Here is a 25,040-nt window from a genome sequence, read left to right as displayed (position 1 = left end):
ACTAAAGTATACCAAGTCAAATAATAAACTTATTTCTAATGAACCGCCGTGTACCGAACGGTACGCACGGTGGTGTGAGAGGACGCTAAATAAAATAATTATTTAGCTCCTACTCGATATAATGAAAATATAAAAGTTAAAGGGGTAAGGTTTTATGAAGATTTTAGATATAAAAAAGGTATCGAAAGAATATGGAGATATAATTGCTGTAAATGATATTAGTTTAAGTATAAATAAAGGCGAAATTTTTGGAATGTTGGGACCTAATGGAGCTGGTAAAAGTACCTTAATTGGAATGATATGTGGATTAATAAAAAGAACTTCAGGAGAAATAATTTATGAAGAAAAAGAAACTAGCACAAGAAAGTTTAAAGAAAATATAGGAATAGTACCTCAAGATTTTGCTCTTTATTGGGATTTAACAGCAGAAGAAAACATTGAGTTTTTCTGTTCATTATATGGTTTTAGGGGTAAAGATCTAAAAGCAAGAGTTGATAAGGTTTTAGATTTTGTTGGTCTTACTGATGTAAGAAAGAAAAAAGCATCTGAATTTTCTGGTGGTATGAAAAGAAGGTTAAATATCGGTTGTGCCATATCACATTCTCCGAAGCTTATTATTATGGACGAGCCAACCGTAGGAATTGATCCACAGTCAAGAAATCATATCTTAAAATCAGTTTTAAAGTTAAGAGATGAAGGTGCAACTATAATTTATACTTCCCACTATATGCAAGAGGTAGATGATATTTGTGATAGAATCGCAATTGTTGATAAGGGCAATATAATTGCGGAAGGTACTAGTGAGGAACTTAAAAATTTGATAGGAGATAAACGGGTTTTAAATATAACTGTTAAAAAAAGAATAGATAATTTAGAAGATAAGTTACTGGAGATAACAGGTATAGAAAAAGTAGTTTATAGTGAAAATCAATATAAAATATCCACTATAAAAAACACTAATTTACTTACTAAAATAATAGAAACTACATTGAACTTAGATGGAGAAATTATTAATGTAGAGAATTTAGATCCAACATTAGAAAATGTATTTTTAGCATTAACAGGTAAGAAACTTAGAGATTAGGAGGTGAAGTTATGTTTTTTGTAATGCTGAAAAAAGAACTAAAAATGTTTTTTAGATCAAAAGGAAATGTAATTATGTTGTTTCTTTTTCCAATAATTTTGATAACTACTTTGAGTTTAAGTTTAAAAAATATTATGAGTTCAGAAACAGAGATTTTTGGAGAAAATGATAAGGATTCTATAGTGTATTATTCCGTGGATGAAAATGCAAAATATAAAGATGGTTTTTTTATGTTTGTTGATAGGATAAAAAAGGAAATTAATATAAAGTTTAAAGAAGTAGAAGATTTGGACAAAGTTAAAGATAAGATAGATGATGATAAAGCTATTGCATATGTATCATTGTATAAAAGTAATTTTGATATATATACATCAAAAAATGGTGATACAACGAAATCAAAGATTTTTAAAAGTATGATAGAATCATTATTTAACAAGTATGGAACTTATGAAACTATAGAAAAGTTAAATGAGAAATCGGTAAATAATGTTATTAAAAGCACCTATGATAAATATGTAGTAAGTGAAAATATTAATGGTAAAAAGACAGTAACTTCAGCAGAATATTATACATTTGCAGAACTTGCATTAATTATCTTAAATGTATCTACAGTAATTGGCGAATTAGTTTATAAGGAAAAGCAACTTAACACTATTAATAGAATAAAAATGTCTAAGGTCAGTGAAAGAACTATGATATTTTCTAAAATTGCATTAGGAATAATAATTAGTATATTACAAATAATATTAGTTTATATTTATACAACTTTAATTCTAAAAGTTAACTGGGGAGAAAATACTTTGAAATTTATATTACTATTTATTGTATTTGGTTTATTCTCATCAATGCTCGGAGCTATTGTAGGTATATCTTGTAAAACTGATACTGCAGTTGCTGGAATATTAAATGGCATAATGTATTTAATTTGTATTTTAGGAGGGTGCTTTTCAACAAGGTTAATGATTACTAAGGTACCTATACTTAATAAATTAATGTATTTAAGTCCTATATATTGGATTAATACAGCTATCAATACAATGATATGTGGATTAGATACTAATTTATATTTAGTAGCTATAATGATTCCCATAATATTATCATTTTTATTATTTAGCTACAGTGAAATTATTAAAATAAGAGGTGAATCAGTAGATGACTAGAATAATTAAGAATACATTAAAGATATTGCTTAAGAGAAAAAGTTTTATATTTGTAACATTTATTTTACCAGCTATTTTGATATTTTTCTTTTCATCAGCTGCAGAGGTTATGACCTCTATAAATATAGGCATTTACAATAAAGATAAAGGTGAGTTTGGTAAGTTTATAGAAAAAAGATTAGAGAATATTAATGGAACTAAAATAACTACTTTGGATAGTGAAGATGAATATGTTAGTAATTTAATTTTTGAGGAATGCTCTGTAGTTGTTGTAATAGAGGAAAATTTTACTGAAGATATTATAAATGGAAAGGAAAATGTAATAAAAGTAAAATCAATTAATGATGGAGAAGCAGCACCAATTGTAAATTCATACTTAGAAAGTGAAGTATCTTCATTAGCAACTATTTGTAATAATGTTGATGTGAAAAAGGAAGGTATAGATAGTGTTTTAAATACTTTTTCTTCTTGTAAACCAAAGTATAATAATATAAATAAGGTTAAAACAACTAAGGATCCATATATTGTTATAGGTATGGTTTTATATACTATATTTATTACAGCAGCAATGAGTTGTGGATTTATATTAGAAGATGAAAGGCAAAACACTAAAGAAAGAATATTATTAAGCAAAATAAGTGAAAGACAATATTATGGAGCGCAGTTACTAGTATACTTCTTAGCATGTTGTATACCTGCAATAGAATATTACAGCATTTGTAAATTTGGCAAATTCGATTTTGGATTTAAATATGATTTTATTGTATTGTTACTATTATTTGTATTAGTATTGATGGCAATTTCACTAGGATTATTCCTTTCTTCCATTATAAAAAATAAAACGGTATTTACTTTAGTAATGACTACTTTTACAATACCGATATTTATGCTAAGTGGCACATATTGGCCTTTTGAAATGATGAGTAAAGGAATGCAAAGAGTAGGTAATTTACTTCCTATAAGGTGGTTTTATATAATACTTGAAGATTTAAAAGGTAATGAAGGAATTATTAGTATAGTACCATTATTATGTTGTATGATATTGGTAAATTTACTATTGTTTTTATTAAGCATTTTCTGTACTAAAAATAAAATAGTATTAGTAAAAGAATCAAAGTAATTTAAGGGGAATGGGAAGATGATTGGAATTTATTTTACTGGTACTGGTAACACAGAGCATTGTGTTACCACTTTTGTAAGATTTGTTATAGATGTATTTCTAAGTGCCCAGAAAAAGCCATTACACTTTTAGGAAAAGAAGTTCTTCAGCAATATAGTTTTGATAAGTGTTAAATAAGTTATAAGATGTTATAATATAATTAATTTAGGATGTAAGACTATGATTTTTTATTTTACTGGCACAGGAAATTCAGGATATATAGCAAGTGAAATTGCTAAAGGAACTAATGATAATATAGTTTCTATATCAAAACTAATAAATAATAAAGAAAAATTAGAATTTACATTAGAAGATGGAGAAAATGTAGGATTTATTTTTCCAGTTTATGCATGGGCACCTCCAACAATGGTGACAGATTTTATTAAGAAAGTAACATTTAAAAATTATAAAGATAACTATATTTTTTCAGTTGCAACTTGTGGAAAAAATATTGGTGGTACTATGAAAATAATAGATAAAGCTATCAAGGAAAAAGGACTAAAGCTTAATTGTGGATATTCAATAAGTATGCCTAATAATTATATAATTATGGGAGACGTTGATTCTAAAGAAGTGGAAGATGAGAAACTTCAGGCATCAAAGAAAACTGTAAATGAAATATTATCAGTTATTAAAAATAAAGAGGATAATGTATTTAAAGTAACTAAAGGTTTAATGGGACCGTTATTAACAGTATTAGTTAGTCCAATGTTTGCTAAGTATGCAGCTGATTCATCTAAGTTTTATGTTGAAGATTCTTGTGTTGGATGTGGCATTTGTGAAAAAGTATGTAATTGTAATACTATAAAGTTAGTAGACAAAAAGCCAGTTTGGGGAAAAGAATGTATTCAATGTTTAGCGTGTATTCACCTGTGCCCAAAGAAAGCAATTCAATATGGAGATGGAACTGTTAAAAAGGGAAGATATAAAAATCCGTATTTTAAGATAGGAAGTTAAATGATGGTAAAATAATTTAAAAAGATGATAACATACTTAATTGGTTAAATATTAATTTAAATAAGTAGTAGAATTTTAATGTATTCTACTACTTATTTTTTATAAAAAGATATAAAGAATAATAATTTTTACACGATATTAAATGTTGAAACCTTTTTATGCTGAAAAGGTTTAAACATTATTTAACAAACAAAAGATAAAGGAAGTGAAAAATTTGAAAAGATTAGTAGCAACTATTATTTTGATTTCTATGTTAGCAGTGCAAGTTAATGTTTTTGCAGTAGGCACTGAAAATTTAGTTAATGACAACGAATCAGCTACTGTTGCATCAGTATCGGGAAATCTTGAAGTTGATATCAATCTCAGTATGCCCATTAAAAATGCAACTAAAGAAGAAACAGCAATGACGGTATTGCTAAAGGGTAAATCAACAGAGTTATTGGTAGACCTTGGTGGCGATAAAGCTATTGAAAAAAGTGAAGAAGTATTTGATGGTTATTCTATTAATTACACAGTGAAAAAGCTTAATGCCAATAGGGAATTGACAACATTAACAGATACAGAAGTATATTATTATAATGTTGTATTTAGTAATTTACCTCAAGGTAAGTATGACATTGAAGTTAGTGGAAATGGTTTTAATAATGTTATAGAAAAAAACATTGAAATTGAAGACTATTCTAAGAGGGTAGTTTTAAGCAATGAAAGTTCAATTTTATTTGGTGATTATGATAAAAATAATAAGATAGATGAAGCTGATTATAGAGAGTTAGTTTCAAATATTGAAACAAAAGACAAAGATCTAATTAAGAAATATGACCTTAATAGAGATGGAGTAGTTGATATTTTGGATCTTCATTATGTACATAAAAATCTATCATTAATAAAAGAAGATAATGAGATTATAAATACAGATGCTATTATAAATCCTAATAAAGTTGTTTTAGAGACAAAAGAAGGACAAGATATTAAAGGGACAACTACTGATTTATTTAAAGAAGACGGTAAAGTTCAAATTTCAACTAAAGATGAAAATAATAATTATGTGGATATTACTCCAGAAACTCCGGTAGAATTAACTATGGATTTGGGTAAAACTACTTTCATGGAGCAAATAGTTGTAAAGTCACCGACAGATGGAAGTGCTCCAGCTAGCGGAGAAGTTGTATTATATGATGACAATAATAAGGAAATTTTAAGAGAATCATTTGGATATAGTTTATTATCTAGATCAAAAGGGATAAGTGATGAAGGAACTATAAAAATAGATTTAGGTAAGCAAGTAGCGGTAAAAAAGGTTACTATTATAGTAAAAGAGACTACAAAAGATCCAAAGCTTGCAGAGATTGCCAAGGTGGAATTTTTAAATAATGTTTATGAAGAAATACCAGAACCGATTTTAAATATACCTACCATTAAAGAAATTGATTCTGACCATGAAAAGCTTATTGTTTCTTGGAATCATGAAGCTAATGTAACAGGATATGAAGTTCGTTGCGTGGCAGTTAAGGATGGTAAAGAATATTTAAGAGAAACAACAAGCAATATTGTAGAGTTTAGCGATTTAACTAACTATGAACAGTATAAGATTAGTGTAAAATCCGTTAATGGAGATTGGTCTAGTGATTATTCAACAGAAATCACTGCTATACCAAAGCCGAAGGAAAGACCAACAGCACCAGAAGGAGTAACAGTTGAAAGTCTTTATAAAGGGCTAAAAGTTACTTGGAAAAAGAATGATATGGCTATAGGACAAAATCTTTATTATAGAGTAGCTGGATCAGAAGATAGTTATACAGCAGTTAAAAATATTATTGGAACATCATATACTATATCTGATTTAGAAAATGAAACTACTTATGAAGTATACTTAACTGCATATAATGATATTGGAATAAGTAATAAATCAAGTGTGTATAAGGGAAGAACTTTATCAATTAATCCTCCGATTTCGCCGAATTATAATCTTATTAATACGGCAAATAAAATTGGAGAATTAACAAGTCACATTGTTAGCGTTGATTATGATAAGAGCCTTGAAGAAGATACATATCCGGCAGGAAAAATTGGTATTGTTGATAATGATTACTCTACATATTGGTATTTAAATGATTGGGATTCAGGGGTATATTCAAAGAGAGGACCAATTTTGACATTGGATAAAGAATATACAATAGATACAATTGCATTAATACCAAGACAAGAACCGGGATTTGACATTCCTTATAGAGCTAATATTGGTGTATATGATGAAGAAAGTAATAAATGGACTTACATAGAAGCTAGTGTTCAAGGTAGAAATAATAATGGACAATATGCATTATTAAAACTTGAAGAGCCTATCACTGCTAAAAAGATACAGGTTAATCCAAGTGTTTATGGTGGTCAGAAGGTAAGTATATCAGAATTAAAGCTATACAATTATGATAGTATTGAAAATGATATAAAGGATTTATTTAAAGATGATTTACAAGTTGAGCTTAAGAAATCAGTTAATGGAAAGAAGATTGATGAACTTAAAGAGAGATTAAATACAGCTGATAAGGTAAGTGGGGAATATCATTGGAATAAAACTGCATTAGAAAAAGAGTTAAAGTTAGCGGAAGATATTTTAAACGACAAAGGATTATCAGAAGAAGTATTTACTTTAGAACAAAACATAAGTAATGGAACTTTTAACTTAGGTATGGCAAATGATTATCAAGCTCTTGGATATTCAGTAAGAGCAGGAGAAGAGATTGTTGTATATGTGGGTACAAAAGGAAATATACTTCCAGAACTTATATTTACACAGTTCTATGGAGAAAGTGGAAAATTTGCAAAATCTATAAGACTTCAAAAAGGTAGAAATGTAATTGAGGTACCTAAGATACATGATTTAGATGTTGAAAAAGGTGGAAGCATTTATGTTAGATATCCTAATAAGTCAGCATCAAATAATGAAATAAAGTTAAGAGTAAGTGGTGGAGTGAAAATTCCTCATCTTAATGTTTATGGTTTAATAAATGATGAGAGTAAAGAGGATGAAGTTAAATCTCTTGCTAGAACTTATATAAAAGATCTTAAGGCTTATGTTGATACTGTAGAAAATTTTTATCCATCAGTTTTTAGTAGTAAGAAGAATAATGTTTATAAATATGATAAAGAAACAAGTGTACTTAATACTACGGATATTGAAAGTGATAAGGTTACATTAAATTTACCTGCAACAGAAATTTTAAAGGGAATTACAGATGGGATAGAATCAGAAGAGGATCAAGTAGATAGATTGTATAATACTTTACTTGCATTAGAACAAACTATGGATATCACTTTTGCTAAAAAAGGATTATTGGATACAGAAGAGCAACCAAGAAGTAGAATGAATTTTAAGTACCAAAGAATGTTTGCAAAGGCATTTATGTATGCATCTAGCAATCATGTTGGTATTGGATTTAATTCATCAGCACCGTTAATGCAAGGAAAACCATATGTATTTAATGATGATAAAACTATTAAAGAAGATGGTAGTTTATTTGGTTGGGGTATAGCTCATGAAATTGGACATGTAGTAGATAAACCAAAGGGAACATATGCAGAAACAACTAATAATATGTTATCGCTAATAATTCAAACATTTAATGATAAGAATCATTCAAGACTTGAAGATAGTGATGTTTATGAAAAGATATATGATAAGGTAACATCAAATACTGTAGCATTACCATCAGACGTGTTCACGTTACTTGGAATGTTCTGGCAATTACATTTAGCTTATGAAGATAATCCTACATATGAAATGCTTTGGAATAATGATACGTATTATGGAAGGTTAAATAAGTTATATAGAAATGTTTCACAAGAGATGGCAAACTTAGATAAAGATCAACTATTAGTTAGATTAGCATCAGATGCAGCAGAAAAAGATTTAACAGAGTTCTTCTTTAAGTGGGGAATAAGACCTACAGAAGATACTTATGAATATGTTAGATCAAAAGGTTATGCTAAGGAAACTAGAGAGATTCAATATTTAAATGATGAAGCTAGAAGAAAAAGATTATCTGGAATAACTGCTATGAATAATTCTACAGAAGTAGTAGCAGATTTTGATAAATATAATGATGGGGACTATGTAAAAGATAGTAAGAAGATTACTATGAACCTTGGAACTTCTAGTGATAGTGAAAAGATTTTAGGATATGAGATATATAGAAATGGTGTTGTAGTAGGATTTACAACAGATAACAAATATACTGATATATTAGGTGCTGTTAATAATAGAGTGCTTAAGTATGAAGTAGTGGCATATGATTACTTATTAAATGCAACGGAAAAATATGAAGTTGGTTCGTTGAAAATATCTCATGATGGGTCAATGAGTAAAAACTTATGGACAGTATCAACAAATACTAGTAATGATGAAGATATTAATAACAATATAGATACAACTGGACCAATACAAAATCCAGCAATAAATAAAGTAATAGATAATAAGAATAGTACTGTGTATACTGGTTACAGAAATGGAAATAAAAATCCTGAAATAGTGATTGATATGAATGAAGTAAATTCAATAGTTGGTATAAAGTATAGGAGAGATGATGAAAAGTTATCATCTACAATTGAGAATTATGAAGTTTATGTAAGCAAAAATGGAGAACAATGGACTTTAGCATCTTCAGGAAAATTTGAATTTGGTGCAAATGGTGACGATGAAAATACTGCAACAGTATTCTTTAATAAGGAAGATTCTGAAGGCGGAAGGCAGCTTTACACATATGATGCATCCTATGTAAAACTTGTAGCTAAAGATAAGTCAACTATATCTGTAGCTGAAATTGATATATTAGCTCCTCCAGGAGATAATATTGATATTGATGAAATAGGAAGATTAAAATCAGATTATGAATATGCTGCAGGTGAAAAAATACCTGCTGGATCAGTAATTATAACTGGTGAATATAGAGGAAATCCAGCGTTCAACATTCCGGTATTAAAGGATGAAAATGGATATATTATAAATTGTGAAACTATTTTACTAGCAGAAATACCTGATAATGCTCATTTAGGAGAAATAAGCAGTGGAACATGGATATCATGGATTCCGTCATCAGAAATTTCAAAGTTAAGTACAAAGGTAATGGCGGAATTATATAGAGTTAATGATGCAATAACTCTAGAAGGACAAAGACTTGTAAGTGATAGTTTATATGTAAAAGTTCCTTCTAAATTACCAGAAATAGATTTTAAAAAGGATGAAAATTAATAGAGAGGAAAACAAAAGATGAAAAAGCTAATAAGATCTATAGTTTTTATGATGACATTGATGCTTTTCACTCCATCAGTTGCTAAGGCAGATTCTGAAATTTCATTAAATAGAGTACATAGTAGTGCAGATAGTGTTGAAGTATCTATAGATGGTGTAAGAACAATTGTTAATTCATTTCAAGTTAGTTTAAAGCTTCATGGAAATGTAACGCTAAATGATATAGTTTGGAGCAAAGAATTAAATAAGAACGCCAAAACAAACTTTAAATATAAGTCGAATTATAATGTAGTAGATATTTATATAACATCAAAAGAGAATTTAGTTAACAAAAACGGGAATATTATTATTGGAACTTTGAAAGTTGATGGACCTAAAAAAGGAAGTTTTAATATAATACCTAATTTAGAAAAAGATACTGGTGTTTTAAAGTTGGTTTCTAACACACATAAAGAAACGATTGTTTCAAACATATCAATAGTTGGAGAAGACAATTTTGTGTTCCCAGGGGATACAGCGTTAGATTCAGACAAACCTGATAATAATAATCCAGGTGAAACTGAAAAACCTTCAAATTCCAATAAACCTGGCAATAATACATCAGGAGAGGTTTCAAAGCCTTCAGATTCAAATAAAATAGAAAATAGTAAGTCTGAGGAGGTAAAGAATCCTATTGCTTCAAATAAGTCAGAAGGCAATAAAGGAAATAGTGTTATAGCTTCAAGTAGTAATGCTAAAAAGAATACAGCAACAACTATTTCAAGTGATAGTAGATATAAGAATGAAGCTTTTAATGTTAATTCATCTAATAAAAATGATACTGTATTAAATGATAATAATGATTTTGAAGATGTTGAAAATAAAGTTTTATCTGAAGGTAATGAAGATTACGATAATAAGATAGAAACGAAAAATGAATTAATTAAAAAAGATTCTAAAGCTAATAAAACTGTTATTTATGTTGGTGGAGCATTTGTTGCTTTATTAATTGGTTTTGTTATATATAGAAAAGTAAGATAATTTATAAGAGTAGGGGAGGTGTTACATTAACAAATAAAAAATTGTTAGTGACACCTCCTTTTATTAGTAGTTAAGAATCAAGAGAATACAGTAAAATTTATTTTATATATTCATCATAGATTTCTTTTGATGTATTTTGAATTGCTTTAACCTCTTTCTTATTAGTACTATTATTAGTTGTGATACATAGGATATATGCACCTTTATCAGTTACTATGATAGCAGCGTCATTTTCCATAGAAGGATATTCTCCTGATTTGTTAAATACTGGTGCTGTAGTAGGAATAAGTTTCGGTATTTTTTCATCGTATTTATTATTTTTTAAAATATCTAACATTAAGGCATCATAATGTTCATTAATACATTTTTTTTGATATATTTTTGATAAAACTAATGTTAAGTCATTTACAGAAGTATAATTTTGTATTCCTCTATTTATAGCATTTTGATCCATCATAGTTCTGTTCAATTCTGTATCATTACAGCCTAATGACTTAATATAGTTATTAATATTATCAATACCAAGTTTATTTATAAGAATGTTTGTAGCGGTATTATCGTTTTTTAACATCATAAGATCTATTAAATCCTTTATTGTAAAAGTTTCACCAGCTTTTCTATCTCTAAGTATTCCAGCTCCACTAGCTTTCATATTATCAGTTAAAGTAATGTTATCATCTAACTTTAATGTACCGTTCTGAGCTTCATTAAAGGCTTCAGCCATTATAAATATTTTTATTGTACCAGCGGATACAGTTTTTCTACTATTTATAGAGTAGGTATCTTCTCTAGAAAGATCTTTAAAAGCTAAAGAAAATTTTATAGAAGTTCTATTAAAGTTATTTGCTACTATTGAATTTATATTAGATTTTATAGATTCATATTTATCATCGGTAATAGCATTAGTAGTAGAGGTATCATTATTATTATCACCTATATCTGTAGTATTGCTGTCAGTAGTTGAATCAGTATCTTTAGGCTCTAAAGTATCGACTTCATCGGAGTTGTTTTTTTCTTCATCATTGTTTGTTTTTTTTGATGATGTATCATTTTTTACAACAGGTTTTGTTGAAGTATTCTCTTTAGTATTACTAGTGATAAAAATTATAATAAATAAAGAAGAAAGTACAATTAACAAAGAAGCAATAATGCATAATTTTTTCTTAGAATAAGATAAAATCTTTTTTGTAAATTGCATGTTGTTTATCTTATTAGTAATATTAGCCCAACATGATTTAGATTTTGTAATAACTCTGTTTATCAAACCTTTTAACTTATCTGCTTTAAAATTCTTAAGTTTAGTACTTATTTTTTTATGATTCTCAGATAAGATTCTTTTCGTAGGTATAACTAATTTACTTACAATATTGTTTTTTATAGGATGAGAATCATTATTATGTTTTTCAGTATGTTTATTATTTTTTATAGTATTCTTTTTATCTTTATCTGAAGTATCTTCTTTGTCATTATTGTTAGAATTACCTTTAGTACTAGTTTTTTTAGACTTAGTATTGTTTTTATTACTATCTTTTTTGTTTCTAGTTGAAGTAGTTTTTTTAATATTATCACCAATATTATTTTTATCAGATTGACTACTCAAATCTTCAGTAGAAAGGTTTTGCTCTAACTCGCTATCTTTTTTCACAGAACTTTTATTGCTTTCATTAATTGAATTTTCATCTAAAGTAGTAGATTTTTTTGCCATATTAGAATCATTCCCTTTGATTTCACTATCAGAACTCATTGTATTTTTTGAGTTAGATTTAGCATCTTCAGTGCTATCTTTATCTTCCTTAGAGATAGTATCAGTTTTATGTTTGACTTTTTCTTTCGAGCTATTGTCAGTAGTATTCTTCGTTTTGTTTTTATTATTTATTTTATCTTTAATAGCATTAATTTCTTCTTGATCAAGCTTTTTATTTTTATCATTATCATTAATAGCTAAATCAGGGGTTGCTATATCAGACACGTTGAATACTAAAGGTTTAATTGATTCATCTTTTGTTATTTTCATATAGAACCACGTAGAAATTTTATAAATGGAAACTAAGCATTCTAGTGCATCGTTTTTACTAGTATAGCCTTCATGAGTTGCTTTATTTCCATAACGTCTTATTGTATCAAATAAGTCAGGAACAGATTTATTTATGTTAGTTGTTCTTAAAAGCTTAATTTTATCATCTTGTGTTGCAAATTTGTCCACTTCCATATTAAAAGAAGCTAATATATAATCAATAAGCTTTTCTCCAAACATTCTTGTTTTTATCATTGATGCATTACTGTCAGTATGAAAGTAAGCTTCACCTTGATATCCAAGATTAGCTAGATCTGGCCATTGCTTTTCTAAAAATTTAAAATTGGACACTAAGATTTCCTCCTAACATTAGTTAATTATTTGTAAGTTAATATGATATAGAGTTAAAAGTTATTAAAGTAGGTTATGGTGTCCATAAAATAATATTAACTTGATATTTTAAATCAGTTGACGATTTAAAAGTATTATACCATAATATACACAAAATGACATCAAATGTTAAAAAGTGATTCAAAAATGGAATATATTACAATAAAATAAATAGGATGGATATTTTTTCATAAAAATTAAAACGGAAAATAAAAACTTTTCCAACATATGAAGCTATATAGATGAGGTGAAATTGGAAAAAGAGGATTATGGAAACTAATTACAATATCACTAAATGAACTAAAATTGATAAATGGACAATGTTGGTATATAAGTATACAATATTTATTGTAACGTTTATTGTATTGAAAAGGGGAGATTAAATATGTCAGAAGTGTTGAAGGATAGAAAAGATGTAGATATTGCATTAACATGGGATTTATCAGCAATTTTCGCTACAGAACAAGAATTTATAGGAGCTGTAGAGAAAGCAAAAGATTTATCATTACGTATAGAGAAAGTTTACAAAGGGAAATTAGTTACAGCGGATATCATAAATGAATGTATAAGCGAGTATAGAAAATTAACTGAAAAAATTGTTCTTATTACTTCATATGTAGAGCTTTTAGTATCTGTAGATTATACTAATAATGAAAATCAAGATAAATATTCAAAAGTTCTAAATATGGTGTCTGATATAGAAAGTAGATTGAGTTTTATAGATAGCGAAATTATTGAAGTAAAAGATGAAGTTTTAGAAGAGGCTATAAAAAACAACAAAGACAATAGTAATTTTTTAAAGGATAAGAAAAGAGCAAAACAATATGCATTGCATCCAGAGGTGGAAAGAGTTTTAGCTGCTTTAGGTGGAACTTTAGAGGGGCCATATCAGATTTATGAACAAGCAAAACATGCTGATATGAATTTTAAAAGTTTTGTTGTAGGCGGTAAAGAATATCCTTTAGGATATGCGCTTTATGAAAATGAATATGAATATGAGAATGATACAGAAGTTAGAAGAGCTGCTTTTAAGGCTTTTTCTGATAAGTTAAGAGAGTATGAGAATACTACAGCTACTGCATACCAATTACAGGTTCAAAAAGAAAAGACTTTAGCTAATTTAAGAGGTTTTGATTCAGTAATAGATAGTTTATTATTTCCACAAAAGGTAGACAGAGATTTATATGATAGACAAATAGATTTAATAATGAATAAATTGGCACCGCATATGAGAAAGTATGCAAAATTACTAAAAAGGATACATAATTTAGATGAGATGACTTTTGCAGATTTAAAGATTGCTGTTGATCCAGAATATGATCCACGTATTACTATTGAAGAATCTAAAAAGTACATTGAGGGTGCTTTTGCTATATTTGGTGATGATTATTTAGATATGGTTAAAAAGGCATATGATGAAAGATGGGTTGATTTTGCACAAAATAAAGGAAAATCAACAGGGGGATTCTGTGCAAGTCCTTATGGCAGTCATTCTTATATATTATTATCATGGACAAATAGAATGGCGGAAGTATTAACCTTAGCTCATGAGCTTGGTCATGCAGGGCATTTCAAATTATGTAATGAAAATCAAAATATCTTTGATACTGAAGTTTCAACATACTTTGTAGAAGCACCATCAACAATGAATGAATTGATTATGGCTAATTATCTTTTAAGTACCAGTGATGATAAGAGATTTAAAAGATGGGTTTTATCTTCTATGATTACTAATACTTATTATCATAATTTTGTTACACATCTTTTAGAGGCAGCTTATCAAAGAGAAGTTTATAAAATAATAGATGAAGGTGGTTCAGTTCAAGCAACTACTCTCAATAACATAAAAAAAGAAGTTCTTGAAAAATTCTGGGGAGATGAAGTAAAAATAATAGATGGGGCTGAATTAACATGGATGAGGCAACCTCACTACTATATGGGACTTTACTCATATACTTATAGTGCAGGCTTGACTATAGGAACAGAAGTTAGCAAGAGAATATTAAAAGAGGGACAAGTAGCAGTTAATGATTGGATAGAAGTTCTTAAAGCTGGTGGAACAAAAACTCCAGTGGAACTTGCGAAAATGGCAGGGGTAGATATTACTACAGATAAACCATTATTAGATACTATTGAGTATATTGGTAGCATAATTGATGAAATAGTAAAACTCACTGATGAAATAGAAAAATAATAAATATAATATAAAATTGATGATTTTTTATTAGAAAAATACACATAATAACATTAGTAGAAGTTATTAATATATTAAAAAAGTCATTTACGTGTTACGATATATAAATTGTAGATAATATAGAAGGAGGATAGAATGAAAACAGAACTAAGTGTAAAAACAGTATCAAGAGAAATTTTTGTAGGTATTATTATTGCAGCTATATCTATTCCAATTGGAATGGGATATGCACAAATAGCAGGGCTTCCAACAGTATATGGATTATATGGATCAGTGCTTCCGATTTTGATATTTTCATTAATATCATCCTCTCCTCAATTTATATTTGGAGTAGATGCAGCACCGGCAGCGTTAATTGGAGGTGTTTTAGTATCGTTAGGCATAGAAGCAGGTACTAAGGAAGCTGTTGCCATAATCCCTGTATTAACGCTATATACTGCAATATGGTTATTAGCATTTTATATTTTTAAGGCAGGAAGATTAGTAAATTACATATCAACCCCTGTAATGGGTGGGTTCATAACAGGAATAGGTGCAACTATTATATTAATGCAAATTCCTAAATTAATGGGAAGTGCAGCTGGTAGTGGTGAATTATTCGAATTAGTAGAGCATATAATTGTTGCAATAGAACATATTAATTGGATTTCATTTTTAATGGGTGTTGGATCTTTGGCGATAATATTATTAAGTAAGAAAATTGCTCCAAAGTTTCCAATGAGTTTAGTTATCATGGCATTAGGTGCCTTATCTACAATAATTTTTCATGTGGATCAATATGGAGTTGCTTTACTGTCTAAAGTAGAAAGCGGTCTTCCAAAGTTGATATTTCCTGACTTTACATTAATCCATTTTAAAGATGGTTTCATGTTAAGTCTTCCAATTGCGGTAGTTATTTTAGCTGAATCTTTGTTAGCAGAAACTAGTTTTGCAAATAAGAATAACTATAAAATTGAAGATAATAGAGAGATTTTAGCTTTTTCATTAAGTAATCTAGCATCAGCAATTGTGGGATGTTGTCCTGTTAATGGTAGTGTATCAAGAACAGTTATGATGGAGCAATATGGTGCAAAAACAAAGATTGTTTCATTTACTGCATCAATAGTGATGGTGCTTGTGCTACTATTTGCTACAGGTTTTATAAGTTATTTACCAGTTCCAGTATTAACGGCTATAGTAATATCAGCATTAATAGGTGTTTTAGAAATACATCTTGCAAAACGTCTATATAAGATTAATAAAACAGAATTCTTTATCTTTATGGGAGCCTTTGCAGCAGTTTTGATTCTTGGAACAATCTATGGTGTTGTAATTGGTGTATTGTTGTCTTTTGCGGTAATGATAATTAAATCTGCAGTACCACCAAGAAGTTTCCTTGGAGTTATTCAAGGTAAAGAGGGGTTTTATGATTTAAATAGAAATCGTGATGCAAAACCTATATCAGGTGTTATTATTTATCGTTTTAGTGGCAGTCTATTTTTCGCAAACATAAATACTTTTCAAAATGATCTTGATGATGCAGTAGATGAAAATACTAAAGTTGTTATCATTGATGCTGGTGGAATTGGAAGTATTGATATTACAGCAGCAGATAGATTAGAGATTATATATAAGAATTTCCGTGATAAAGGAATTGAATTCTACATTACAGAACATATTGGTGAATTGAATGATGAAATGAGAAAACTTGATTTAGGTTATCTTGTTGAAGAAGGAGTAGTGCGTAGAACCATTAAATCTGCACTTAGAGAAGCTGGTATTCATTGCCCATATGATATTGATGGAGAAAGAGTACATAAGTCAAAAGTTAAGAGTTTGATGATACAAGAAGAGATTCTTCAAGAATTCGAGTGGGCATTTGGCGAAGATGCAGAAAAGCAAATGGAAAAGCATGTTGAAGAAATAATTGCTAATATTACGAAATTTACAGCAGAGTTAACTCCTGAGTCTGATATAGATTTTAAAGCAAAGGCATGGAGACACTTGGGTACATATGATCAAGATAGGCTATTAGAACATCTAGAAAGACATCTAAATGAATTTGCAGCAAGACTAGGTCAACCAGTTGATGCTGTAGAAGCCAATATTATGGAACATAGAATAAGATTAGAAGAAAAAATGAAAAAAGAGAATCAGGTATTTTATGAAATATATCTTCAAAAACGTGAAAAATATGAAAGATTGCTACAAAAGAAAAATCCTGAGTTACATAAATATATTATGGAACATAGAAAGAAACAATATGAAATTCTAAAAGAAACAAATCCTGAAGTAGCTAAGAACGTTAAGAAGTGGATATATTAGTATAAGTAATAGGTTGTTGCAAAACTTACAAATATTTATTTGTTATTGCCACAACCTATTATTATTTGGGTATAATATAGATAAGAGATAAAAACACAGTTCTGTTGGTAGTCAGAACCTATAATAGAATTATAGCAGTAACCTGCCCTCCTGGGTTGTCCGTTCTCCGTATGTTTTTATATTAGGGAGGGAACGTTAAATGTTAACGTCAGTAAAATTAACTGTATTTTTTGAAAATCCATTTTGGGTTGGTGTATTTGAAGTAAAAGAAGGTGATTATAAGGTTAGTAAGGTGACTTTTGGCGCTGAACCCAAAGAACCTGATATCTATCAATTTGTTTTAAAGAATTATTATCAACTTCATTTTTTTAAAGAAGAAGTTAATGAAACAGAAAAAGTTAGGAAAAACATTAATCCCAAAAAGCAACAAAGGGATATAAAAAAGCAGTTAAAAAACAAAGAGATTGGAACAAAAGCACAAATTGCGATAAAGAAGCAACATGAAGAAAGTAAGATAGAACATAAAAAAATTAGAAAAGAAAAAAGAGAAGCTGAAGAAGTGAGAAAATTTCAATTAAAACAAATGAAGAGAAAAGAAAAGCATAGAGGACATTAGTAGAAAGTATTTTAACTGTTAGTAAATAAAATTAACTAAATCATGAATACAACTCAATTGTGCCAGAATATACACCTTGGTAAAATATTAGTATCAGACGCTTTTGATACTAATTTATCAAGGTGTATATTGTTTTGAAATATTAACTTACTAAAAGAATACTAAATAAAGAATCTAATTTTTATGTTATAATAATTCGAAATATTATATATAATGAGGTAGATTTGTATTATGACATTTAGAGAATTAGGAATAAGTGAAGATACAATAAAAGTTTTAAAGAGAAATGGTATAATTAGTCCAACAGAAATTCAAGAGAATAGTATCAGAGATATAATTAGTGGCAAAGATGTTATAGCAGAGGCACAAACAGGAACAGGAAAAACATTAGCATTTTTGATTCCTATATTTGAAAATATTATGCCATCATCAAAAGATGTTCAAGCATTAATAATAACACCAACAAGAGAACTTGCAATACAAATTACTGAAGAAGCGACAAAGCTTAAAGAGGGAAAAGATGTTGGTGTTTTGGCAATGTATGGTGGTAAGGATATAGGATCGCAACTTAAGAAAATGAAAGGCAATATTCAACTTATTATTGCTACACCGGGAAGACTTCTTGATCATATAAAAAGAAAAACTATTGATTTAAAGAAGTTAAGAACTATTGTTATAGATGAGGCAGATCAAATGTTGCTAATGGGATTTAGAAATGAAATAGATATGGTAATGTCGCAAAGACCTAAGAAAGTTCAAACTCTATGTTTTTCTGCTACAATGGATTCTGCAGTAAAAAAGTTAGCTTACAGGTATATGAATGATCCAAAAGTTATTTCTATTAAAAAAGAAGAAGTGACATTACAAAATATAAAACAGCAAGTAGTAGAGACAACTGATAGAGAAAAAAGAGATGCTTTATGTAAAGTTTTAGATGAAGATAATCCGTTTCTTGCTATCATATTTTGTAGAACTAAAAGAAGAGCTGATGAATTAGAGATTGTGATGCATCAAGGAGGATATAATTGCAAGGTTATTCATAGTGATATACCACAAAATAAACGTGAAAGAATTATGAAGTCTTTTAGAGAGGCAAAAATTCAATATTTAATTGCCACTGATGTAGCATCACGTGGACTAGATATAAATGGAGTAAGTCATATATATAATTATGATATTCCAGAAAAGGTGGAGACATATATTCATCGTATTGGTAGAACCGGCAGAGCTGGGGATGACGGATATACTTGCTTATTTGTAGATCCAAAAGATTTTAGATGTCTAGAGGAAATAGAAAAGGAAATAAGATTTAAAATTCCAAGAAGATTATTAAGATAAGCAAGGAAGATAACTAAAACTATAACAAGATAAAGTTTCAAAGGAAATAAATATGCATGATAGAAATAAATTAGCACTTTTATTTCTTGTAACATCAAAAATTTTTAAAGGTAAATTTCAAAATAAGAAAAGTAAGAAATAGATTAGTGAAATGTGGCTGTCGCACAAAAGAGTTAGAGATCAGAGTGCGGCAGTTTTTTCATTATAGGGGAAAATTAACCGAACTGTGAACTGCCTTAACTGTACACTGAATTGTACCTTGTCTTTTGTCATGATAAAAGGAGGTATCGCTAATAACTTTTTATGTCAATGAGACACCTTCATTTTATATATAGAAGAATATGGTATAATATTCACTAGAAAATTTATTTAGAATTGGTGATTAATAGTGAATAATATTTTATTAATTGAAGATGATATGGATTTACAAGAAGGACTTTGTTTTTCGCTTAATATGGATGGATATAAAATTGATTCTGCAAAAACGAGAAAAGAAGGAGAGATATTAATTTGTAAAAATGACTATGAGTTAATTATTATGGATTGTAATTTACCTGATGGTAATGGATTTGAGATGTGTAGGAACATTCGGAAAAAATCGCAAATTCCAATTTTAATGCTAACGGCTAGAGATACGGAAATGGATGAGGTACAAGCATTTCAATCTGGGGTGGATGATTATATTAAAAAACCTTTTTCATTATCAGTATTAAAATTACGAATGGAGAATTTGATTAGAAAGAATTGTGCTAAGAATAAAATTAAAGTCAAAGATATTGTGCTAGATAAAAGTAACTGTAAGATTTATAAATATGGAAAAGAAGTGGCAGTAAGTGCAATAGAATATAAATTGCTTTTATATCTTATGGAGAATCAAGGGCAAGTAATTTCGAAAGATAATATACTTATGAATATTTGGGATAATAATGGTAAGTTTGTTGATGATAATATAGTTTCAGTAAATATAAGAAGGCTTCGTATAAAAATAGAAGATGATTCATCAGATCCTCAGTACATTAAAACTATTCATGGGTTAGGGTATATGTTTTATTAGATATAGGTGGTGAAGAGAGTGAATTTTATATTATATTGTATAGCAACTGTCGGAATAGGTCTGGCAGTATTTTTTTATAAAAAAGATGAAAGTACCTACAAAAAAATTGATTTGATGATGGACGAGATATTAAATAACGAAAATATAAGTATTTCAGATTTAGAGGATGCTAAAATATCATTTTTAGCAAACAAAGCTAGGCGAATTCAGGAAAAGTTGAGAATAGAAATTGATGAAGCAGAAACAGAAAGAGATCAAGTAAAAAAGTTAATATCAAATATGTCACATCAGTTAAAGACGCCACTTGCCAATGTGATGATCTATCAAGAACTTCTAGAAAAGGACAGTTTAAAAGTGGAAGACAGAAAAAAGTTTAATATTAAAATGAAAAGTCAAATTGAAAAGATTCATTGGATTTTAAATTCTTTATTTAAAATGGTAAGGCTTGAACAGAATGATATTTCATTTCAGGCTGAAAATTTACCCATCAAGAAAACAATTACTAGGGCTATTAATGGGGTAATTGAGAAAGCTGAACTTAAAAGAATTTCAATTAATATAGAAGAATTTTCTGATAGTATTCTTTGGCATAACGAAAAATGGACAGCTGAGGCGTTAGAAAATATTATGGAGAATGCAATTAAATATTCTAATGATGGTGAAAGCATCATTATTTCTTTACATAAATATGAAATGTATACTGCTATATCAATAATTGATAATGGAATAGGAATTAAAAAAGAAGATCAAATGAATATATTTCATCGATTTTATAGAAGTTCAGATGTAGAAAATATAGAGGGATCAGGAATAGGTCTTTATTTGTCTAAATTAATCTTAGAGAAAGAAAATGGATATATTACCGTAAAATCTTCATATAACAAAGGAAGTAAATTCACGATGTTCTTACAAAATTGTAAGAATTGAAGTGGTTAATTTAGCATCATTGTAAGTTAGTAATGATAAGATAAGCAATATGAAATAGAGAGGAGATTGCTTATATGAATGTATTGGATATAGAAGGTGTATGTAAAATTTATGGAGAAAAAGAAAATGAAGTAAAAGCATTAGTTAATATTAACTTTTCGGTGAAACAAGGAGAATTTATAGCTATTGTAGGTACATCAGGATCAGGGAAAAGTACCCTATTAAATATTATTGGAGGACTAGATACACCTACAAAAGGAAAGGTTATTATTAAAAATCGTGATATAGCTTCATTGAAGAGAAAAGAATTAACGATTTTTCGAAGAAGGAATATTGGATTTGTCTTTCAAGATTATAGCCTAATGCCTGTTCTTAATGTTTATGATAATGTAGCTTTGCCAGTTACATTTGATAAAGGCAAAAGAGTAGATCATAGATATATAGAAATATTGCTAAAAGATCTTGGAATTTGGGAAAAAAGGACAAAGTATCCTAGTGAACTTTCAGGAGGACAGCAACAGAGAGCAGCAATTGCTAGAGCTTTGGCAAATAAACCAGCAATTATTTTAGCTGATGAACCCACAGGAAATTTAGATTCACGGACGACTTCAGAAGTAATGGGGCTTTTAAAGAATAGTAGTAAAAAGTATAAACAAACAATTTTAATGGTTACTCATAATGAAGTTATAGCACAATGTTGTGATAGAATAATTAGGATTGAAGATGGTGAAGTTTATATGGAAGGCGGCGACAGAGGATGAAACCTATAATAAAAGTTGCTTTTTCATATATGGTGTATTATAAAAAACAAACTTTAGCTATATTATTAACAATAATTTGTTCGGTAGCTTTATTATCAGGAATAGGTTCATTAGTATATAGTGGTTATCGTAGTCAACTTGAAAATAAAAGAGAAATTAATGGTGATTGGCATTATTACATAAAAGGGAACAACAATGCATTAAAACATATAAAGAAGAATATGGTTGGGAAAGGATACAAAATAGAAAAAGTCGCTATTGAAGAAAAAAAGAAAATTATAGACGAACCTTATGTTATAACTATGATTTATAGTGATGAAACTTATAGAGATATGATGGCATATAAGTTAAAAGAAGGATATTATCCAAAGAATGAAAATGAAATTGCTTTTGATGAGTATAGTTTTTTGAACATTATACCAGAAGGTAAGGTAGGAAGTGTAGTAGAGTTAGATGGCATAAAATATACTATCACTGGAATTTTGGAAAAAAGGACATCTACTGATTATAGTGATATGAAAGCTTTTGTTAGCAAAAGTACCAAAGGAGATAAAAATAGTAAAAAGATATATATAAAGTTTCAGGAAAATAAAAAGTTATATTATCAAATTGAAGAGTTTCAAAAATTTATGAATATTAAGAATAGCGAGGTATATGTTAATTGTGACGTTAGTAACTTTGTTGGTGCAAAATCAGTGAAGGAAATACCTGCACTAATTAGAGAAGGGCTTTCTATTCCAGATGGAAAGTTTGGTTACATATGGGGGAAATTAAATGAATCATATCATTTAACTGAGAACCTAACAAAAGCTATTTTAGCTATTTTTTCAGCTTTTATTATTTATAGTGTATTTAATACATCTATATGGAAACGTATATCTCAATATGGAATTTTGCAATCATTAGGTGTTGATGAAGAAAAAATTGCTTCAATTTTATTAGTAGAAATATTGTTTGTATTTTGCCTTGGTTTTCCATTAGGTATTATTATCGGTAATATTTTTGGTAAAATATTTTATTCCAAGTTCGCTTTTGTTTTTACAGGTAACGGTATATCTTCTGTAGGATTTTTTATTGATAAAAAAGTGATAATTTTTGCATTAATCTTTCTATTATCATTTTTTATAGTGATGTGTGTACATTTAATGAAAAAACTAAGGGAAATGACATTAGTTGAAAAAGTACATAAAGATATAAAGAAGAAAAAGAAAAGTAGAAAGATATATAGTTTAAAAAAAAGTAATATGACAACTGTGTTAACGAATAAATTTATGTTTAAGGATAGAGGTACATTTATAGGTATACTAATATCATTAGCATTAGGTGGATTGATTTTTATTGCTACTAATTTTGTAATTGTAAATACAGAGAAAAATAATGATATTACTATGAAAGCTGATGATGGCCTCAACTCTGATGTTGAAGTTTATATGGAATCAAATGATTTATCTCAAGTAATCTCCGAAGATAAAAGAAAAGAGATAGCAAAATCAGGATTATTTGGTGATGTATATGGTGTGAAATATTTGCTAGGAGAAGTTCCTTTTATGAATAGAGAATGGACATGGGAGGAATATTATGATGAAACAGCTATAAAGAAAGATCCTAGTAGAAAGAAAACGATAGATCCTGTGATTATGAAATTATATAATGGAAGAATTACTGATGAAGGTAATGAAAACTATAAAATAAAATCTAATATTTATGGTTATGATGATGGAATGTTACTGAATCTAAAAGATTATCTTCTGGAAGGTGATATTAATATAGATGATATGAAAAAAAACAATACAATTGTATTGAAGACAATGATGGATGGACAAGGATATTATGGTGGATTAAAAGTTAAGGTAGGAGATACTATCATTTTGAAAGTACCAAAATCTCAGTATGCTGATAAAGAAGTTTTACGATTTCAAGCTTCTAATGATCAATATATAGAGAAAAAATTTGTTATTGGTGCAATAGTAAGCAGATGTTTGGGTAAAAATGATTACTTTATTGGTGAAGAAGGATCTTTAGGAATTATCTTTACTAATAAACAGATGAAAGATAATTTTGGGGTATCGGGATATACTTCATTGAATCTACAGCTAAAAGATAGGGATTTAGATAAAGAAGCAAAGAAAACATTAAAGAATATTACAAAAGGAATTGATAGATGTATTGTAAAAGATTATATAACAGAGATAGATAAACAAAATGATTTACTTCAGCAGAAGATGGCATTCTTTTATGGAGTATCATTATTAATATTGATTATTAGTATGGTTCATATAATTAATACTATGAATTATATAGTAATTTCAAGACGACATGAATTTGGAATTTTAAGAGCAATGGGAGTAACTGATAGTGGATTTATGAAAATGATGATAATAGAAGGGATTAGGTATGGAATTTATGCATCAATATTAACCTTATTTGCGTTTATTTTTGTTAGGAAAGCAATACTATACTTTTTACAACATGTATATCTTTATATTTATTCTAGTGGTAACGTGTCATTTTATATTATTGCTGTTGTATTAATGACAAATATATTTATAGGAGTATTAGCTATATGTATTCCAGCAAGACGAATTTTAAAAGATACAATAAAAGAAGAGATAAATTACAGGTAATTTTAAGAATATATTCACAAATTTTTCCGGTAATTTTAAAATTAGAATGATATACTTATTATATATTGTTAAAAAAAGACGACTGGTAATATGTCAAGATAAAAAAACTTTAAAATTGGAAATTTTCTAGTTTGTCTTATTAAAAAAAGGGTAACTTTAATAAAGCTCATTCTGATTCCAAAATTTTACAGGG

15 protein-coding genes are annotated in these 25,040 nt (G+C 28.3%); 14 read left to right on the top strand and 1 reads right to left on the bottom strand.

What is annotated here, in order from left to right; translation table 11 throughout:
- Positions 1-154 precede the first annotated feature (154 nt).
- The 6 genes from KQI30_RS14045 to KQI30_RS14020 all read left to right on the top strand — a co-directional run bounded on the left by KQI30_RS14045 (position 155) and on the right by KQI30_RS14020 (position 10,625).
- Entirely contained in the window at positions 155-1,084 is a 930-nt protein-coding gene (locus KQI30_RS14045; protein ID WP_216463977.1) for an ABC transporter ATP-binding protein, read from the top strand.
- An 11-nt stretch (positions 1,085-1,095) separates the two neighbouring features.
- A complete protein-coding gene (locus KQI30_RS14040) occupies positions 1,096-2,244 on the top strand; it encodes an ABC transporter permease (RefSeq protein WP_216463976.1) in 1,149 nt (382 codons plus the stop codon).
- Complete coding sequence (locus KQI30_RS14035; protein WP_216463975.1) at positions 2,237-3,364, top strand: ABC transporter permease; 1,128 nt, start codon at positions 2,237-2,239, stop codon at positions 3,362-3,364. Before KQI30_RS14040 ends, KQI30_RS14035 begins: the two co-directional genes overlap by 8 nt.
- A gap of 219 nt (positions 3,365-3,583) precedes the next feature.
- Entirely contained in the window at positions 3,584-4,360 is a 777-nt protein-coding gene (locus KQI30_RS14030; protein WP_216463974.1) for an EFR1 family ferrodoxin, read from the top strand.
- A 214-nt stretch (positions 4,361-4,574) separates the two neighbouring features.
- The gene (locus KQI30_RS14025; RefSeq protein ID WP_216463973.1) at positions 4,575-9,605 is read left to right on the top strand and encodes a discoidin domain-containing protein; all 5,031 of its coding nucleotides are present in this window, start codon (positions 4,575-4,577) and stop codon (positions 9,603-9,605) included.
- A gap of 18 nt (positions 9,606-9,623) precedes the next feature.
- Positions 9,624-10,625, top strand: coding sequence for a hypothetical protein (locus KQI30_RS14020; protein WP_216463972.1), 1,002 nt, complete (start codon positions 9,624-9,626; stop codon positions 10,623-10,625).
- 97 nt (positions 10,626-10,722) lie between these two features.
- Here KQI30_RS14020 and KQI30_RS17630 read toward each other — a convergent pair whose 3' ends face one another.
- Positions 10,723-12,990, bottom strand: a complete 2,268-nt coding sequence (locus tag KQI30_RS17630; RefSeq protein WP_216463971.1) for a serine hydrolase — start codon at positions 12,988-12,990, stop codon at positions 10,723-10,725.
- 424 nt (positions 12,991-13,414) lie between these two features.
- On the opposite strand from KQI30_RS17630, the gene pepF reads away from it, so the two are divergent.
- From pepF to KQI30_RS13975, 8 genes are all read left to right on the top strand, one after another.
- Positions 13,415-15,223 (top strand): oligoendopeptidase F, encoded by a 1,809-nt coding sequence (pepF, locus tag KQI30_RS14010; protein WP_216463970.1) that lies wholly within the window; start codon positions 13,415-13,417, stop codon positions 15,221-15,223.
- Positions 15,224-15,358: 135 nt separating this feature from the next.
- A complete protein-coding gene (locus KQI30_RS14005; protein ID WP_216463969.1) occupies positions 15,359-17,527 on the top strand; it encodes a SulP family inorganic anion transporter in 2,169 nt (722 codons plus the stop codon).
- A 199-nt stretch (positions 17,528-17,726) separates the two neighbouring features.
- Positions 17,727-18,143: a YjdF family protein gene (locus KQI30_RS14000; RefSeq protein ID WP_216463968.1), complete on the top strand. Its 417-nt coding sequence runs from the start codon at positions 17,727-17,729 to the stop codon at positions 18,141-18,143.
- Between the two features lie 231 nt (positions 18,144-18,374).
- Entirely contained in the window at positions 18,375-19,481 is a 1,107-nt protein-coding gene (locus tag KQI30_RS13995; RefSeq protein ID WP_216463967.1) for a DEAD/DEAH box helicase, read from the top strand.
- A 388-nt stretch (positions 19,482-19,869) separates the two neighbouring features.
- The gene (locus tag KQI30_RS17625; protein WP_216463966.1) at positions 19,870-20,535 is read left to right on the top strand and encodes a response regulator transcription factor; all 666 of its coding nucleotides are present in this window, start codon (positions 19,870-19,872) and stop codon (positions 20,533-20,535) included.
- Between the two features lie 18 nt (positions 20,536-20,553).
- Entirely contained in the window at positions 20,554-21,462 is a 909-nt protein-coding gene (locus tag KQI30_RS13985; protein WP_294359227.1) for a sensor histidine kinase, read from the top strand.
- A gap of 74 nt (positions 21,463-21,536) precedes the next feature.
- Complete coding sequence (locus KQI30_RS13980; protein WP_216463965.1) at positions 21,537-22,223, top strand: ABC transporter ATP-binding protein; 687 nt, start codon at positions 21,537-21,539, stop codon at positions 22,221-22,223.
- Positions 22,220-24,847: an FtsX-like permease family protein gene (locus KQI30_RS13975; RefSeq protein WP_216463964.1), complete on the top strand. Its 2,628-nt coding sequence runs from the start codon at positions 22,220-22,222 to the stop codon at positions 24,845-24,847. The genes KQI30_RS13980 and KQI30_RS13975 overlap by 4 nt, the downstream gene beginning before the upstream one ends.
- The last annotated feature ends 193 nt before the right edge of the window (positions 24,848-25,040 follow it).

The sequence above is a fragment of the Clostridium bornimense genome (assembly GCF_018917145.1).
In the GTDB taxonomy this organism is placed as follows: Bacteria; Bacillota; Clostridia; order Clostridiales; family Clostridiaceae; genus Clostridium_AN; species Clostridium_AN bornimense_A.
Note: the sequence above shows the minus strand (reverse complement) of the source record. Positions and strands in the feature narration are given on the sequence as shown.

What these genes read in the sequence shown, in the direction of transcription:
- KQI30_RS14005 (WP_216463969.1), top strand. Translation starts at nt 15,359, where the DNA reads ATGAAAACAGAACTAAGTGTAAAAACAGTATCAAGAGAAATTTTTGTA.
- pepF (WP_216463970.1), top strand. Translation starts at nt 13,415, where the DNA reads ATGTCAGAAGTGTTGAAGGATAGAAAAGATGTAGATATTGCATTAACA.
- KQI30_RS13975 (WP_216463964.1), top strand. Translation starts at nt 22,220, where the DNA reads ATGAAACCTATAATAAAAGTTGCTTTTTCATATATGGTGTATTATAAA.
- KQI30_RS14030 (WP_216463974.1), top strand. Translation starts at nt 3,584, where the DNA reads ATGATTTTTTATTTTACTGGCACAGGAAATTCAGGATATATAGCAAGT.
- KQI30_RS14045 (WP_216463977.1), top strand. Translation starts at nt 155, where the DNA reads ATGAAGATTTTAGATATAAAAAAGGTATCGAAAGAATATGGAGATATA.
- KQI30_RS14035 (WP_216463975.1), top strand. Translation starts at nt 2,237, where the DNA reads ATGACTAGAATAATTAAGAATACATTAAAGATATTGCTTAAGAGAAAA.
- KQI30_RS13980 (WP_216463965.1), top strand. Translation starts at nt 21,537, where the DNA reads ATGAATGTATTGGATATAGAAGGTGTATGTAAAATTTATGGAGAAAAA.
- KQI30_RS13995 (WP_216463967.1), top strand. Translation starts at nt 18,375, where the DNA reads ATGACATTTAGAGAATTAGGAATAAGTGAAGATACAATAAAAGTTTTA.
- KQI30_RS14040 (WP_216463976.1), top strand. Translation starts at nt 1,096, where the DNA reads ATGTTTTTTGTAATGCTGAAAAAAGAACTAAAAATGTTTTTTAGATCA.
- KQI30_RS14020 (WP_216463972.1), top strand. Translation starts at nt 9,624, where the DNA reads ATGAAAAAGCTAATAAGATCTATAGTTTTTATGATGACATTGATGCTT.
- KQI30_RS14000 (WP_216463968.1), top strand. Translation starts at nt 17,727, where the DNA reads ATGTTAACGTCAGTAAAATTAACTGTATTTTTTGAAAATCCATTTTGG.